This is a genomic window from Clostridium sp. 1001271st1 H5 (assembly GCF_005845215.1).
Taxonomy (GTDB): domain Bacteria; phylum Bacillota; class Clostridia; order Lachnospirales; family Lachnospiraceae; genus Enterocloster.
The window spans coordinates 13,258-28,915 of sequence record NZ_SPHO01000015.1; the positions used below are offsets into that span (position 1 = coordinate 13,258).

Here is a 15,658-nt window from a genome sequence, read left to right on the forward strand (position 1 = left end):
TTATCGCACCTCCTCATGCTGTTTTGGTTTCTTGTCTGTACTGCGGGGTTGCACCGGGCGTTTTAGGTTATCCAGCACCGAAGGCCGTGTACTTTTGGCAACAACAGACTCGGTGTGTGCCTGTCCCTTTCCGTCGATGTTGAGCAGGGTATCCAGCTCCACCAGACGGGCGTTTTTGCATCTCAGTTCTTCTTCATAAAGGAATGGCTTTCCGACTTCCTCCTTTGCCGCAGCTTGCTGCTGACAGAGGTTATCCAGCTGTGCCTTTGCCGACTCCAGACGCTGGGGCATCTGAGCAAGGGCATTGTCGATACGGGTAAGATTTCCGCGAGGGTCTGTACCAAGGGTTGCCCGGTGGGTCATCTGTCCTTTCAGCAGGAGCGTATACTCCTGTTTCCAAGCGGAAAATTCCACGGACATGGCATACCCCCGGTAGTTGCCGATCTGCACCGGATCGGAGGTTTTAACCTCCTTGCAGGCATCCAAAAGGGCTGCGCCGGCGTTCTCCTTATCGGTCAGCAGATCGCCACGGATTTCCATACCAGCAAAACCGTCCTCCGGGTGCGGGTGCGCTACCAAAACCTCCAGATCGGATTCAAAGCCCTTGATAAAGCCCTTGTGCTTTTCAATCTCCTCCGGGAAGTATTTGAGCAGCTGGTCCTCCAGACGATATTGCTTGCTCTGGTGGTCGGCTTTCATCAGCTTCAGGCGGGATACCTCCACATCCAAATCCATACGCTCTTTGATACGTGGGTCTCCGGCACACAAAGCCTTGATCTCTGCAAAACTGAGGGCGGTTTCATCCACATCATCGCAGGAGCGTACCGGCGATTTAGAAGTCATGATCTGACTAATGAATTTTTGCTTATTCTCCACCGTCTGCCAGAGGTATGCGTCAAAGGTTCCTTCGGTCACATAGCGGTACACATGGACAAGAGGATTCTGGTTACCCTGGCGCTCGATACGGCCCTTGCGCTGGGCAAGGTCTCCCGGTCTCCACGGACAGTCCAGGTCATGAAGTGCCACCAGACGGTCCTGCACATTGGTGCCTGCGCCCATCTTGGCGGTGCTGCCCAAAAGGACACGAACCTGACCGGTACGGACTTTAGAGAACAGCTCCTTTTTCCGCACTTCGGTATTGGCTTCATGGATAAAAGCGATCTGGTCGGCAGGCATCCCCTGAGCAATGAGTTTCTGACGAATATCGTCATATACCGTAAAGGTCGGTTCCTGTTCCGGCAGAGGCACAGCGTCTTCCAATGCGTGAAGCAGTGGATTATCCAGCGTTTTCGCCGCCTTGCTTGCAGGAGCTTTGGCCTGTGGTGTAGAAATGTCGCAGAACACCAGCTGGGTCAGCTTGTCAGCTTTGCCGTCCCGCCAGATCTGCATGATGTTGTCCACACACTGATTGACCTTTGTGCAAGGTTCGTCCGGCAGCATCTGGTTGACGATCCTCTGGTCCAGCCCCAGCTTGCGGCCATCCGAGGTAATCTTGAGCATGTTATCCTGGGACGGGTCAACAGTTCCGCTGTGTACCAGCGATGCACGCTCCGAAAGAGCTTTGACCATTTCCTGCTGATGTTCGGTAGGCTGCGCCACGATGTTGTGGTATTCCACTTCCGGGGTAGGCAGATTCAGCTGGTCGGCAGTCTTAATGTCAGCCACTTCTTTGAACAGGTTCATCAGCTCCGGCAGGTTAAAGAACTTGCTGAATCTCGTTCTTGCCCGGTAGCCGGTGCCTTCCGGGGCCAGCTCCAATGCTGTGACGGTCTCCCCAAATCGGGAAGCCCAACAGTCGAAGTGGGTCATGTTCAGCTCTTGCAGGCGTTCATACTGAAGATAACGCTGCATGGTGTAAAGCTCGGTCATGGAGTTGCTGACCGGGGTGCCGGTGGCAAAGATCACACCACGATTTCCGGTGATCTCGTCCATATAGCGGCACTTGGCAAACATATCGGAGGATTTCTGCGCGTCCGATGTGGAAAGACCAGCCACATTTCGCATTTTTGTGTATAAAAACAGGTTCTTGTAGTTGTGGGCCTCGTCCACAAACAAACGGTCTACCCCCAGCTGCTCAAAAGTTACCACATCGTCTTTTCGCCCCTCGGCTTGCAGCTTTTCCAGTCTGGCTTCCAGAGACTTTCTGGTACGCTCCAGCTGCTTGACGGTAAAACGCTCGCCGCCGCTGGCCTGCACCTCTGCGATGCCCTCGGTGATCTCGTCGATCTGCTCATAGAGAAGCCGTTCCTGACGCTCCCGGCTGATGGGGATACGCTCAAACTGGCTGTGTCCCATGATGATGGCGTCGTAGTCACCGGTCGCAATACGGGCGCAGAACTTCTTGCGGTTATGGGTCTCAAAGTCCTTTTTGGTGGTGACTAAGATGTTGGCAGAAGGATAGAGACGCAGAAACTCCGACGCCCACTGCTCTGTCAGATGGTTTGGAACCACAAAGAGAGATTTCTGGCACAGTCCCAGGCGTTTGGCTTCCATCGAAGCAGCTACCATTTCAAAAGTTTTGCCTGCGCCTACTTCATGTGCCAACAGGGTATTTCCTCCATACAGCACATGGGCAATGGCGCTTTTCTGGTGTTCCCGCAGGGTAATGGCCGGGTTCATGCCTCCAAAAGTGATGTGACTGCCATCATATTCACGGGGACGGGTAGAGTTCATTTCCTCGTTGTACTGGCTCACCAAAGTCTGGCGGCGCTCCGGGTCTCTCCAGATCCAGTCCCTAAAGGCTTCCCGGATCGCCTGCTGTTTTTGAGCCGCCAGGGTGGTCTCCTTGGCATTCAGCACGCGGCGCTCTTTTCCGTCTGCGTCCTCTATGGTGTCATAGATGCGGACATCCCGCAGGTTTAAGGAATCCTCCAGAATCTTGTAGGCGTTGGCGCGGCTGGTCCCATAGGTGGTATAAGCTGCCACATCGTTGTAGGATACAGAAGATTTTCCCTTGATCTGCCATTCAGCGGTAAAGGACGAATAGTTGACCTCGATACTGCGTTGGAGATAAAACGGGGTATTAAAGGTCTCATACATAAACTGCTGGATATATTCCTTGTCAATCCAGGTAGCGCCCAGACGCACCTCGATCTCCGACGCATCCAGGTCTTTGGGCTGGGCGGCGGTAAGAGCTTCCACATTGACTGCATAAACCGGGTCCTGCTGTGCTGCCCGCTGTGCCTGACGCAGCTTTCGGCGTACATTGCCAGAGAGGTATTCATCAGCAGTCACATAATGGGGCGTTCTGTCCTGCTCCAACTGTCCCGGTACACGGAAGATTACGCCTTGCAGCTCTCCGGCCAGTTCTTCTTTTGTTTTTCCGGTAAGCTGGCTCATATAGTCCATATCCACGCAGGCTTTTTCCGAGATGGACACCGCCAGTGCTTCACTTGCCGTATCCACCACAGCCACCGCCTGATGGGGCTTGATGGTACGCTTGGTGAACATATCTGCCTTACGTTCCAGTTTACCGTCCTCGTCGATGACTTCCAGCGCACAGAGCAGGTAATAGGAAGAATCGTCTGCATAGGCCAGACGGTTTGCACGGTCATTGATGAGACCGTATTTGGCAGAAAAGCTGTCATAGAGGCTGTTCAGTTCCGCCTGCTTCTCCCGAATGGTGCTGTCCGGAACCGCTGCATCCATCTGAAGGTCGATCAGTTCCTGCACACAATCACGCAGTCCCACAAGACCTTTTACACGGGCTTCGGCGGTGGCGTTGAGGTCAGGGCGCACCATACGGCTGTTTTCCCGGTAGTACACCTGCCCGTCTACAATGGCATAGGAATAGTTCTTCACATTTGGGTCGGCAGGAATGGAGGTGTCAATGGCTTCGCCTTCGCCCAGCTCCGGCAGCTCTGCCTCCTGATAAGTGCCATGAATATACTTCACCGCATCATGCAGCTGGTCGGAAAGCTCCAGTCCCTCGATAGGGTTCACGGTGTAGTCCATACCATGAGCAGTGCTTACCGGCTCCTGTCTGCCCAGCACCATTTCCGGATGGTCGATAAAATACCGGTTGATGGCAAACCCATCCTGCGTCGTCGCGGACTGCGCCTGCTCGTTTCCGCCTTGCGGCGAAAAGCTCGCTTGCTCCGTCGCTCCTCCTTCTCCCACAAAGTCTTGCGACTTTGCGGGAACCCTGATAATGCCGGTCTGCGTCCACTCTGGTGCAATGTCCAGCGGGCGGTCCCGCTTTTGGAGGAAGATGATGTCCGATACCACCTCGGCACCGGCATTCTTTTTGAACGCGTCATTGGGCAGACGGATAGCTCCCAGCAGCTCGGCACGCTGGGCAAGATAGCGGCGCACGGTGGAATCCTTGGCGTCCATGGTATAGCGGGAGGTTACAAAAGCCACCACACCACCGGGACGCACCTGGTCCAGTGATTTGGCGAAAAAGTAGTTGTGAATACTAAAATTCAGCTTGTTGTAGGCTTTGTCATTGACCTGATACTGACCGAAAGGCACATTGCCGATGGCAAGGTCAAAGAAGTCACGCCTGTCGGTGGTCTCAAAGCCGCCTACTGTGATGTCCGCCTTGGGATAGAGCTGCTTTGCGATGCGCCCGGAAACCGGGTCCAGCTCCACACCGTACAGACGACTGTTTCGCATTTCCTCCGGCAGCATACCGAAGAAATTGCCCACACCCATAGATGGCTCCAGAATATTTCCGGTCTCAAATCCCATACGGCCCACCGCTTCATAGATGGCCTGAATGACCGTAGGGCTGGTGTAATGGGCGTTGAGGGTGGAGCTTCTGGCGGCGGCATATTCCTCCGGGGTCAGCAGCTCTTTCAGCTGGGCATACTCGGAAGCCCATGCCGGTTTCTCCGGGTCAAAGGCATCAGAAAGACCGCCCCAGCCCACATAGCGGGATAGGACTTCCTGTTGTTCCGGGCTTGCCTGCTGTCCGGCAGCTTCCAGCTCTTTCAGCAAACGAATGGCATTGATATTTGCCTGGAACTTGGCTTTCGGACCGCCTTCGCCCAAATGCTCATCGGTAATACGGAAGTTTTGTGCATTGCGGCGCAGGTTGGCCTTGTATTCCTCATAGGAGGCTTCCTCGGCAGCTTTGGCATTGGGGAAGGTCTGCCACTGGCCATTGACCTGAATGGAAACCGGGTGTTCGTCCAGCACTTCCTCAAAGAGTTTCTCCGACTCAGTCACAGGGGCTGGTGGCTCCGGCTCCTCGATATGCAGCCGTTCCACCACCACATCATAAGGCAGATTGTTCTTATCGCCCGGATAGACGGCCACGGTCTCGGAATGGAAGGTCGGGGATTCGGTAGACGGTTGGGGCTGTTCCTGTCCAAAGCCATCCATCTGACGGGCATACATCCCGCGCAGCAAAGGCGCAACTTCATCCCAGCGGAAATACAGCACAGCCAAACGCTTTTCCTCTGCGTCCAGGACTTCCAGCTCCATGCCCTGTGCCGTGGTACGGTAATCGGCAATATCGCCGGTCTCCAGATTCAGGGTCTCAATCTCATGAGGGTAGGCTCTGCTCAGCCAGTAGGCAATCTCACTGTTGCTCCTGCCGGATTGCAGCAGCGTGGAAACCTGTTTTTTATCTGCTTCATCCATCAGTCCATGGGACAATACATCCCGCAAGTCCTGATCTGCCTTGTCCGGGTCAATGGGAAGAAGCTCGGTATAGTAAGCATTGCGGCGGTCTGCCCGAAGCAGCTGCTCGAACTGTTCTTTGCGCTCTGCCCGATAGATGGGATATACCATGCCGGTGGGCAGAAGCTGTACGGTGTCCTCCCGCAGCTCGGTGATCTGATAGGCGTCATCCTCGATATACACGGTATCGCCCACAGCATAAACCGGGGCGGCAGGGTCATAGGAGGTTCTTTGCGGAATTGGGCGGCGAACTGCGTCATATTCCTCATCGGAAATGGAAACTTCGGAAGTCTGCTCTGTCTCGGCATCTGACATCACCTGTTGGATAAATGGGGCATTGTCCAGTTTTTCCGAGTCTGCCACCTGGCCGTTGACGATGCCCCTTTCCTCCAGGGCTTCCCGGATGGCGATGGGGTCGATATTGTCAAAACGGTCCTGTTCTTCTTCGGTATAGAACCGGTCCTCCTGAATGAGCTGGGCGATTCGGCGCTGTACCTTCGGCCAGGGCAGCTGCGTTTCCTCCGGGCTTCCGGCACGGACAACGAACAGGCTGTTGCTGCCGCCGTATTCCTGAGCCAGCCATGCAGCGGTATCTTTCTCTCTTGCATGATCTTTCATATAGCGGACGACAGCGTGTTTACTCTCAATATTGCCGTTCCATGCACAAAGGGCAGTATCAATATCTTCCTGAGAAAGAGGGCGCAGAAGCTCATGGAGCTTTGGATAGGTTTCGTCGATCACTTCCCGGTGCAGACGCTGGCGGAACTCCGGCACATCCGAATAGAGGCGGATCAGCTCCATATCCTTAGAACCAAGGACCGCACGGCGCACAGCGGCATTGCCCTCGATGACAGCATTTTCATGGTCAGAATGACCGCAGGCATTGCGGTATGCGGCATCCTCGGAAATAGCGGCAGTCACCACAGGCTTATACTGCTCAAACTGCTCCCGAAGGGTAGGCTTTGGCGTTTCTTCCTCCACCTCCGGCTGCTGGGCTTGGATGGCATCTTCTTCTGCCAGTTCCTTTTCAGCCTGGATTTTGTCATACTGCGCCTGTTCCTGTTCGGTAAGATAGCGGCCTTTCTGGACAAGAGAGGTAATGCGTTTGGCAACCTTTTCCCAGTTCAAGTGAACATCCGGGCAGTCCTGCTTTTTATAGTGCAGTCCTTTCCCGTCGTGATCTTCGCCGCTGTGTGTTGCGCCGGACAGGGCATGAGAGCGTCCGCCAATGCCATACTCGTCTTTAAGGAATCTCACTTTTTCCTTATCCGTATGGTTTTCCATGAAGAACGCATAGATACGGCCTTTTCCTCCGGCAAAACTGCTTCCGCCGGTCATGGCGGCGTCGATCTCATCCTCGGTAATGAAATGCTGGACGGTTGGCACTTGGGAAAGGTCCGAAGAAAAAGTTCTGCGTGGCAGGTCAAGATCCTTCAGGTTCTCCCAGATTTCCCTTGGCCTATGGTAATGAAAGCGCAACAGGTCACGGTCCTGCTGATAGGCAGTCCAGAAGGCAGCGTATTCTTCCTTTAGGGTTTGGCGGAAAGCCGGGTCACTCAGCTGCTCGGCAAGCCATGCAGTTTCTTCCGGGAACCCGGTTCTCTGAATACCGGACAGACAGGACAGATACCCGGAATCTCTGGCTTTATCGCTGAAATCGTGGTACAGATGCCAAAGTTTTTCTGCAAGGAGGGAGCGTTCATAGCCTGCCGCTTCTGCAAGCTCCACATTGGAGGCAAACTGGCCACTTTCCAAAAGTTCCCCGATGCGCTCTGCGGCACTCTCCCAGGAAATGACCTGGGCAGACCTGTCATAACGGACAGACTTCCCGTGGGAAAGATGGATACCATCCTCGGCATACCATGCGCTCACGCTGCCAAGGCCATTGCCGCCGTGGTACAGCGTTTTCAGTATCTCGGCAATCTCAGCGGTGGTTTTCTGCTTTTCAAAGGCTACAACCACACGCTCCCTCTGGCGGTCTGTATTGCCGCCCAAACGCAGCACATGGTCAATATCATTTTGGGCAAAAGAAAAAGCAGAGGATGTATGCGCTACATTCTCTGCTTCATCTATGGATTGGATCTGCTCCGCTTCGGAGAGGAACAGGTTTAGGGTCAGCTGTTGATAAGCTCCACCATCAGGATCTCCTCTGCCTGGGCTTTGCAGGTGTTCATCAGGCCCACCCACTTCATGGGATCGCTGGCTTTCAGTTCCTCGGTGGCTCCCGCTTCCTTCGCCAGCTGGGGCATCATCTGTTCCAGTCTGCTCTGGGCGGTCTCGTCGATCTCGATGAGGTGCGGATACAGCTTCTCGCTCAGCAACATCTGGTTGTAGAGGATGGGACGGTGTTCCTTCAGGTAGGTTTTCCTCATCCTGCCGTACTTGCCCAGGGATTTCTCCGGCTGCTGGCTCAGCTTCAGGTCGGGAATCTGATAGTCTCCGTTCTGGATGTAGGTCATGGGATTGTTCATCTTGCTTGCTCCTTTCTTGGTTGGCTTCGCGCTCTGCATTTCGGACGGTAACGCCGATCTGCCGCAGCACCTGCTGGTTGATCTGGCTGACCGCTGTTCCCAGCGCCCCGATGGTGGACGGGGTGTTGAAATCAAAGATCGCCATGAAATCTTCGTGGTCGAAGTAGCGTTCCGGCTCCAGTCCACAGCGGGACATCAAAGCGTAAGTGATGCTGACGGTGGCGGCTGCCTTGAACTGCACTCCGATGTTATACTCATCATATTCCTCCAAAAAGGAACCGTCAACGATATAGAATAAGTCCTGCTGATGCTCCGTCCAGTATTCCTCGGCCAGTTTTCCGGCTACCTCCGTGAGCTGTCCGGCAAGGTCCTCACCGGAAACATCATAGGTGCGCTCCAGCATGGCCTGCACGGAATCCAGATGGCGCTCCTCCAGCTGCCACAGCCAGGGAGTGCGGGAATGTTCACGGGTTCCGGTGTCGGAAATGTCAAAGACATAACGCAGGCGAGGTCTGTCCCCGGAATCATCCACCAGAGCGATTCCCTTGGAACCGCGCCTTACATAACGGCCCATCTTTTCATTCCACAAATCGTACTCCGCACAGGCGGTGGCGTCCGGTCGCTGGGCATAGATCATCAGCTGCTCATGGAACGGGTACTTGTAAAGGCGGGAAGCAGTAGTGAGAAACCCTGCCCATTCCTGCCAGCTCCCCGTGAGCTGTGTTGCCACCTTGTCCGCCATCTGTGCATATAGTTCAGCTTTGGTTGGCATAGTGTTCTGTCCTCCTTTCAGTTTTGGGGTAAAAAGGCGGGGTGGCAATTTGCCACCCCATCCCTGCGGTTATGGTGTTTACTGGTCAAAATCCGGGTACAACTCCAGCTCGGCAAACTCGGCATCACTCATGGCCTGGAGCTTGCCCAGTGCGCTGTCTGTCAACTCCCGCAGCTCGGTTTCCTCCGGGGCCAGCTCGCCGCGCATCTCACGCAGGCTGTCGATCAGTCCGGTACGGCTGCCGGTATTGTAAATGCACATCAGGTTCATTTCCTCAAAAGTAAAGTTTCCCATATCAAATCTCCCTTTCCGCACTCTTTTTGGGTGCTGTCTTTTTGTGTTCTGTCTTGGGCTGGCCTTTCAGCTGCTCCATGACGGACTTTTTCTTTTCCCGTTCCTTCCGATGAACGGCATCAGCCAAGTCCATCAGGGAAATGGGCTGACCGCTTCGGGCCTGCTGTTCCAGCTCTGCCACCGTAGGTTCTTTTGCGCCATTGTTGATGATACCGTCGATCATGCCGTAATCGTCCTCCAGCATCATTTCCGCATTTTTCAGCGGGTTTTCTGGCAGGAATCCGAGGATCTGGGTAAAACCAACGCTGTCACAGTAATGACAGGATACCTTACCGTCCTGTCTGATTGCAACGATGTCGCTGACGCTCATGGAGGGACTGTGAAAGTCCACGGGCTTTTCCAGATTGAATTGCTGATAGAGTTTTTCCAGCTGCTCCGGCACAGTGCCAGACTCCCTCAGAGGAGCTGTGTAAATGAGGTCATAATTGCTGCGGTCTATGGAAATGTCATGGGACTTTAACCAATCCAGATTCATAAAGCGCACATTCTGCGGATCGTCACGACTTACCTGATAGATGGCAAAGCAATCTCTGTTCTGGGAGAGAAATGCCTGTTCGCGTTCCTGCTGATGTTCCTGACGCTCCATGACCTTTTCGTGGAACTGAGGGCTTTTCTCCCATTCCTCATGGTCCACACCGAAAAGACCGCCATGATCCATGATTTCCTGCGGGTCAAACACCATGCTCTCCGTATTGTCCTCATGCAGCACATAGACGGTCAAACCGGCGGCATCCAGTTCCAGCGCCCGTTCTCTGGTAACAGGGAGCATCCCATCATAGGAGTAGCCATATTCCTGCATATCCGGTGTGGAGACCTGCTCATCCGGCATGGGGTATTCATCCAGTGCCTGCTCCTGTGCCTCCGGCAACTGGGAAGAAGCAATCATCTGACTGGTCTCTGCCTGCATTTGCTGATAGGCCGCTTCCTGCAAGGTCTCAATCATGGACATAGGAGCGTGTCTAAGTGAAGTGCTGTCCAGATTGTTGTCATCACAAATCTGGAGAACTGCATTTTTGCGGGAAAGCTCCGACATATCCAGCTGACCACCATCCAGCTCTTTCATGGACGCAGCATCGTAAAGAGTGTAGTCCCATCCGCTGTCACAAGGTTGGATATGAAGATAGGTAGTATCGTTGATCAGAAACAAAGCCTCCTGCTGGTTGGCATCCGCCCCCAGTACCTCCATTTCCGGCATGGTCGCAGCCAGTTCCTTTACCGCTTTCTGTACCAGCGGATTGTCACGGTAATAGTCGATTGCCTGAATAGTGTCCAGGTCAATGGTCTGCCCGGTCAAAATCGGAAACGGTCCTTCATAGTCGCTTCCGTCTTTCAGCTCAAAACCAATTCCTTTGATCCCGTTCATTCGCTCTGCCGGAATTTCCTGATAGATGCGGACCGCCTCCTCCAAAGACAGGTTATCGTGGTATTCTCCGAGGTTTGGAAACTCCATGCACTCTGCCACATAGTAAGTCAGATTGCCGGTTGGCTGCTCTATCGGGGCGGTTTCCGGCTCTTTTTTTGCATTGGGGTCAATTCCACGCTCTTTGCAGATTTCCTTATAGTGGCGCTCAATGTCAGAGATCAAAGTGCCGGAGGTCTTGTTGATGGTTTCCAAACTGGCTCTCAGCTCTTTCAGTTCCTTGCCCTGACTCCAGCTTGCAATATAGCCGAAGCTGTTTTCTCCGGTCTCGATGCCAAAATACTTGCAGACTGCATAGGAGATGCTTTCAGCCTCCACTTCCTCCGTGTGGCGGTCTTTCCTCTGTTCTTGCAAAAACTGGGCGAGGGTAGAAAAGCCGCCAACAAAATTCAGCCCTTCTTCCTCGGTCAGCATCAGGCGTCCATCTTCCGCCAGCTCCAACGGCTCTGTCAGCAGAACGGAACCTGCATGGTTTACAACCACTCGTTCTTCTACACAGACCTGCTCTCCGGGGTCGTAGTCAGAACCGCGCAGGTCATAGCAATAAACGCCCTCCGGCAGATTATCACGGACAATCCGCCCATTGGAGAACAGACCGGGTTTATCAAACAGCTCGATCTCCTGATATTGCTCGTCATTGGCAATCTGAATCTTTTTCTGATTGTGGAGCTTGCTGTGGGCAATCTCATGAACCGTGGCCGAAACCGTCTGCACCTCGCTCATGCCCTGGCGAATGGCAATTTTCTGATGATCGGCAGAAAAATAGCCGTCCGTATCGGCGGCCATTGCTTCAAAAGTGATCGGCACCAGCGCACTGCGGCGCAGGGCCTCCATAAATGCCTCATAATTTGGCACATTTCCGGAAAGGGAGGAAGCAAGCTCCGGCAAAGGTTTCCCATCAGTCTGGCTCACATCAAAGACCTTGACCGGGCGAAACATGGGGATCTCGATTTCTTTTTCCTCTGTGATGATCTTTCCGTCTTTATCCAAAATCGGAGCCTTGGTATCCGGGTCCAGTTTCTGCTCCTCGATTTTCTTCTTGTACGGTGTGGGGGCGATGATGGTAATGCCATGTTCTCCCTTTTTAACATGACGCTCAAACTGGTCTTTCCACTTATTGTATCCGGCTACCAAAGTGGCGTCCGGCTTCTGCATATAGATGAGCATGGTGTTGTTTACCGAATAGCGGTGGAAGCGGGACATAACGGACAGATAGCGCATATACTTTTCACTCTCAAACAGTTCCTTGATGCCCTGCTCGATGCCGTCTGTGATTTCCCTTAGCCGCTCTCGGTTGGTGGGCTTATCAGCCATGATGTTCACTCTCCTCTCTAAATTGGTGATTGTTGATTGATGTTCAGCGATCCATAGCTTTTGTTCCTCCGGGCTGTCCTCCAGAAAAGAATCCAGCAGATAGCCGATATAATCCTTTTGCTGCACCGCCTCTAAAAAACGGGGGTGCATGGGTTCCTCCGGTGTTTTGGGCGTGTAGCCCGCTTCCCACTTGCGGAGAAGATGGAAGTAGTCCGCCAGAACCCGAAAGGCATGGTCCCGGTTCTCCCGAAACTTCTGTGCCTCGGTTTTCTGGCGAACATAGTTCCTGCGGGGCGGGGCCTGACTGTCATAGATCAGGCCAAAATCCTGCGCCAGCTTCTCGGCGGCTTCCTTGGGGGACAGGTTGTAGAGCCGGGCGGTCAGGTCTATCACATCGCCGGTGGCTCCGCAACCGAAACAGTAGAAATATTCTTCGTTCAGCTTCATGCTGGGATTTTTGTCATCGTGAAAAGGACAGCAGGCCATGCCGCCCCTTTTGACCTCAATCCCATATCGTTCTGCGGCTTCCCGGACGGTGACAGACTGCTTGACCGTCTCAAATACATTTGCGCCCATCGTCAATCAGCTTTCGGTTTGGGGATGGGCGGCCTGTACCCGGCAACCTTGGCCCGTTCACTGGCAGCCTTGCGGCGCTCGGCGCTGTATGGCTCTCGGACGGACACACAGCGTTTGGGGACTGTAAAATTGTGCTTATCCTTTTTGCAGACCTGTTCCGGGTGCTTTTTGGAAAGGCGGGTCAGCTTCTCCATCAGTTTTCGGTCATGGGTATAAACTTCGGCGGTGTCCTCGGCCTGATTGTAGAGGAGAATGGTTTCCTGTTCATAAAGGGAGAGCTTCATTTTGCACCGCCTTTCTGCCGGTCAAATTCCAGCTTGAAGTTGGCGTACCGCCCATCGTCCTCCAGAACCACCGTAGCGTCATAGGTCTTGCCGGTCTTTTCGGAATAGCAGCCGGTGAGCCTTGCCCGGCCATCCTTGAGCAGCGCTGTCACCAGCGCCTTGGTAGGCTGCTTTTTCTTCATGGCCCACCATTTACTGTTTTTCCAGATGGCAAATTTGCAGGATTCTGTCTGGCAGAAGAACCCTTTTTGCAGTTCCGCCACATCACCGCCGCAGCGGGGGCATTTGCCCACCACTTCGCGGGGCGGCGTGAACAGGTACTCAGTCCCCTTGATGACCTGATAGGTTCCCACCAGATCTTTCAGCATGGTGCTGATCCCGTCCAGAAACTCCTCCGGGGCAAGCTGCCCGCGCTCGATCTCTCCCAGGCGGTACTCCCACTCGGCAGTCAGAAGCGGCGATTGCAGCTGTTCCGGCAAGACTGTGATCAGGGAGACTGCATCGTGGGAAGGGAGAAGCTGCACCGTTTTCCTGTTCTTTTTTCGTTCCAGAAAACCGGCAGATACCAGCTTTTCCAAAATACCGGCACGAGTGGCCGGTGTCCCCAGACCTTTTCGCTCGGCATCCTCCGGCATATCCTCTTTTCCGGCAGTCTCCATCGCGGACAACAGGGTGTCCTCCGTAAAGTGCTGGGGCGGACTGCTTTTGCCTTCTTTGACGATTGCCGCAGAAACCGAAAGGGTCTGTCCTTCAGTCAGCTCTGGCACGGCTTTCTCTGCACCCTCTTTTTTCGGCTCTGCATCCTTCGTTTTGGCACGGTAAGCGTCCTCCAGTGCTTTCCATCCGGGGTGCCTCACCGTTTTTTCTTTGGTGGTAAATTCCCCACCGGCACACGCTGCAATCACAACGGTTTCCGAATAGATATGGGGCTGGGCCACGGCGCACAGCAGACGCAGGGCCACCAGCTCCAGCACTGCTTTTTCTCCCGCAGGAAGGGCAGAAAGGTCTGCATCCTTGAGATTTCGGGTGGGAATTACTGCGTGGTGGTCGGTTACTTTCTTATCGTTGATGACCGTCTGCGGATCACAGGTAATGGCGATCCCTTTGCGAAACGGCATAGCATTGGCAACCAGATTCACCAGCACCGGCAGGCTGTCTGCCATATCACTGGTCAGATAGCGGCTGTCAGTACGGGGATAGGTGCAGAGCTTCTTTTCATACAGGCTTTGCAGATAGTCCAGGGTCTGCTGGGCTGTAAATCCAAGCAGGCGATTGGCATCTCTTTGCAGAGTAGTCAGATCATAGAGGGCAGGCGGCTTTTCAGACTTTTCCTTGCACTCCACCTTTTTGATTGTGACAGCTGCATCCTGGCAAGCTTCTTTCAGCTGCTCTGCGCTTGCTCGGTCACTTATGCGCTCCCCGGATACGGTAAGACCGGGCAGCTCCAGCGCCACGGTATAAAAAGGAACCGGCTTAAATGTGTCGATCTCAGCTTCTCGCTGGACAATGAGTGCCAGCGTTGGGGACATCACGCGCCCGATGTTGAGGGTGCGGTGGTACAGCACGGAAAAAAGCCTTGTGGCATTGATCCCTACCAGCCAGTCGGCCTTGGCACGGCAGAGAGCAGCTTTCCGAAGTCCATCATAATCTACACCTGGACGCAGGTTTGCAAAGCCCTCCCTTATGGCGGAGTCCTCCATTGAAGAAATCCAGAGCCTTTTCATCGGCTTTTGGCAGCCTGCCAGCTCATAGACGCTGCGGAAGATCAGCTCGCCCTCGCGTCCGGCATCGCAGGCATTTACCACTTCGGTCACATCTGGGGCGTTCATCAGCTTTTTGAGAATATCAAACTGCTTTTTCTTATCCTTTCCCACCACCATCTGCCAATGCTCCGGCAGGATAGGCAGGTCATCATATCGCCACTTGGCATACTTGGGATCATAACTGTCTGCATCCGCAAGACCAGCCAGATGGCCCACGCACCAGCTGACACGCCAGCCGTTACCCTCCAGATACCCATCCTTACGAGCAGTTGCACCGATTACCGCAGCCAGACTTTGTGCAACCGATGGTTTTTCAGCGATTACCAGTTTATATCTCATCATCTTCAGCCTCCCATTCATTCTGCCAATTATCAGACAGTTTTTTTGCAATGCTGTGTTCTGAGGCAAGTGTAATGTCATAGCCAAAGCGATAATCATATCGGTACAACCTGCCAATCAAATCATTGATTATGATATTGCAGGCCATAATCACACGCTCTTTATCCACCTGCATCAGTTGATAGCGTTGATAATTGTTGTAATATTCTCGATGTCTGTGGGTTCTGCTGACCGTATCTTCCATCAGACAATCTATGGCATCTTTTTCACCATCTTCTTTGCTGCCCTGTGTATAAGACAACAGTTCCTTAACCATGGGAAAACTTTGTTCATCTACCGTTACTTCTTCGCTCAAAAAACCGATATAAGCTTTTAGTAACAGGCTAACTGCTGTTTTTTCAGCTTCAGATAAAGCGTTCATGGTCTCCGCTGCATCAGGCAACAGTTCCTTTTCCACAAATTCATCTATCTCACCAGAATAAAGCATTCGGATTGAGTCCACACATAAAGAGCGCTTTTGGGGTGCGGTCTCAATTTCAAAATCATAAAGATCCAAGTCATCGTCCTTCTTTGACTTTTTTTGAACTTTGCTGATAGCAGTGAAAAGAATGTCTCCTCCAAAGTAAATTCCGAAGGCGACCAGATCAAAAATAATCAGAAAGTGTAATAACCAGTTCCATGTGTTCATTGTGAGGTCCTCCTTTCTTTGACCATGTGCTGATTTTGGGTGTGGATTT

General features: G+C 53.3%; 8 protein-coding genes. 1 reads left to right on the forward strand and 7 read right to left on the reverse strand.

Annotated features, from left to right (window positions below):
- Both FGS84_RS20640 and FGS84_RS31240 read right to left on the reverse strand, forming a co-directional pair.
- Entirely contained in the window at positions 1–7,701 is a 7,701-nt protein-coding gene (locus FGS84_RS20640; RefSeq protein WP_347563861.1) for an SNF2-related protein, read from the reverse strand.
- A gap of 41 nt (positions 7,702–7,742) precedes the next feature.
- Entirely contained in the window at positions 7,743–8,099 is a 357-nt protein-coding gene (locus tag FGS84_RS31240; protein WP_080552315.1) for a TnpV protein, read from the reverse strand.
- On the opposite strand from FGS84_RS31240, the gene FGS84_RS31245 reads away from it, so the two are divergent.
- Complete coding sequence (locus FGS84_RS31245) at positions 8,086–8,397, forward strand: hypothetical protein (protein ID WP_182434872.1); 312 nt, start codon at positions 8,086–8,088, stop codon at positions 8,395–8,397. The genes FGS84_RS31240 and FGS84_RS31245 overlap by 14 nt on opposite strands.
- 552 nt (positions 8,398–8,949) lie before the next feature.
- On the opposite strand, the gene FGS84_RS20650 is transcribed toward FGS84_RS31245, so the two are convergent.
- Genes FGS84_RS20650 through FGS84_RS20670 form a run of 5 tightly spaced genes read right to left on the reverse strand, consistent with a single transcriptional unit; the run spans position 8,950 to position 15,609 of the window.
- On the reverse strand, positions 8,950–9,165 hold the full coding sequence (locus tag FGS84_RS20650; protein ID WP_002576226.1) for a transposon-transfer assisting family protein: 216 nt from the start codon (positions 9,163–9,165) through the stop codon (positions 8,950–8,952).
- 1 nt (position 9,166) lies between these two features.
- A complete protein-coding gene (locus FGS84_RS20655; protein ID WP_006775891.1) occupies positions 9,167–12,535 on the reverse strand; it encodes an LPD28 domain-containing protein in 3,369 nt (1,122 codons plus the stop codon).
- A gap of 2 nt (positions 12,536–12,537) precedes the next feature.
- Positions 12,538–12,819, reverse strand: coding sequence for a hypothetical protein (locus FGS84_RS20660; RefSeq protein ID WP_006775892.1), 282 nt, complete (start codon positions 12,817–12,819; stop codon positions 12,538–12,540).
- Positions 12,816–14,924 (reverse strand): type IA DNA topoisomerase, encoded by a 2,109-nt coding sequence (locus tag FGS84_RS20665; RefSeq protein ID WP_006775893.1) that lies wholly within the window; start codon positions 14,922–14,924, stop codon positions 12,816–12,818. Before FGS84_RS20665 ends, FGS84_RS20660 begins: the two co-directional genes overlap by 4 nt.
- A complete protein-coding gene (locus tag FGS84_RS20670; protein ID WP_006775894.1) occupies positions 14,911–15,609 on the reverse strand; it encodes a hypothetical protein in 699 nt (232 codons plus the stop codon). Before FGS84_RS20670 ends, FGS84_RS20665 begins: the two co-directional genes overlap by 14 nt.
- Between the last annotated feature and the right edge of the window lie 49 nt (positions 15,610–15,658).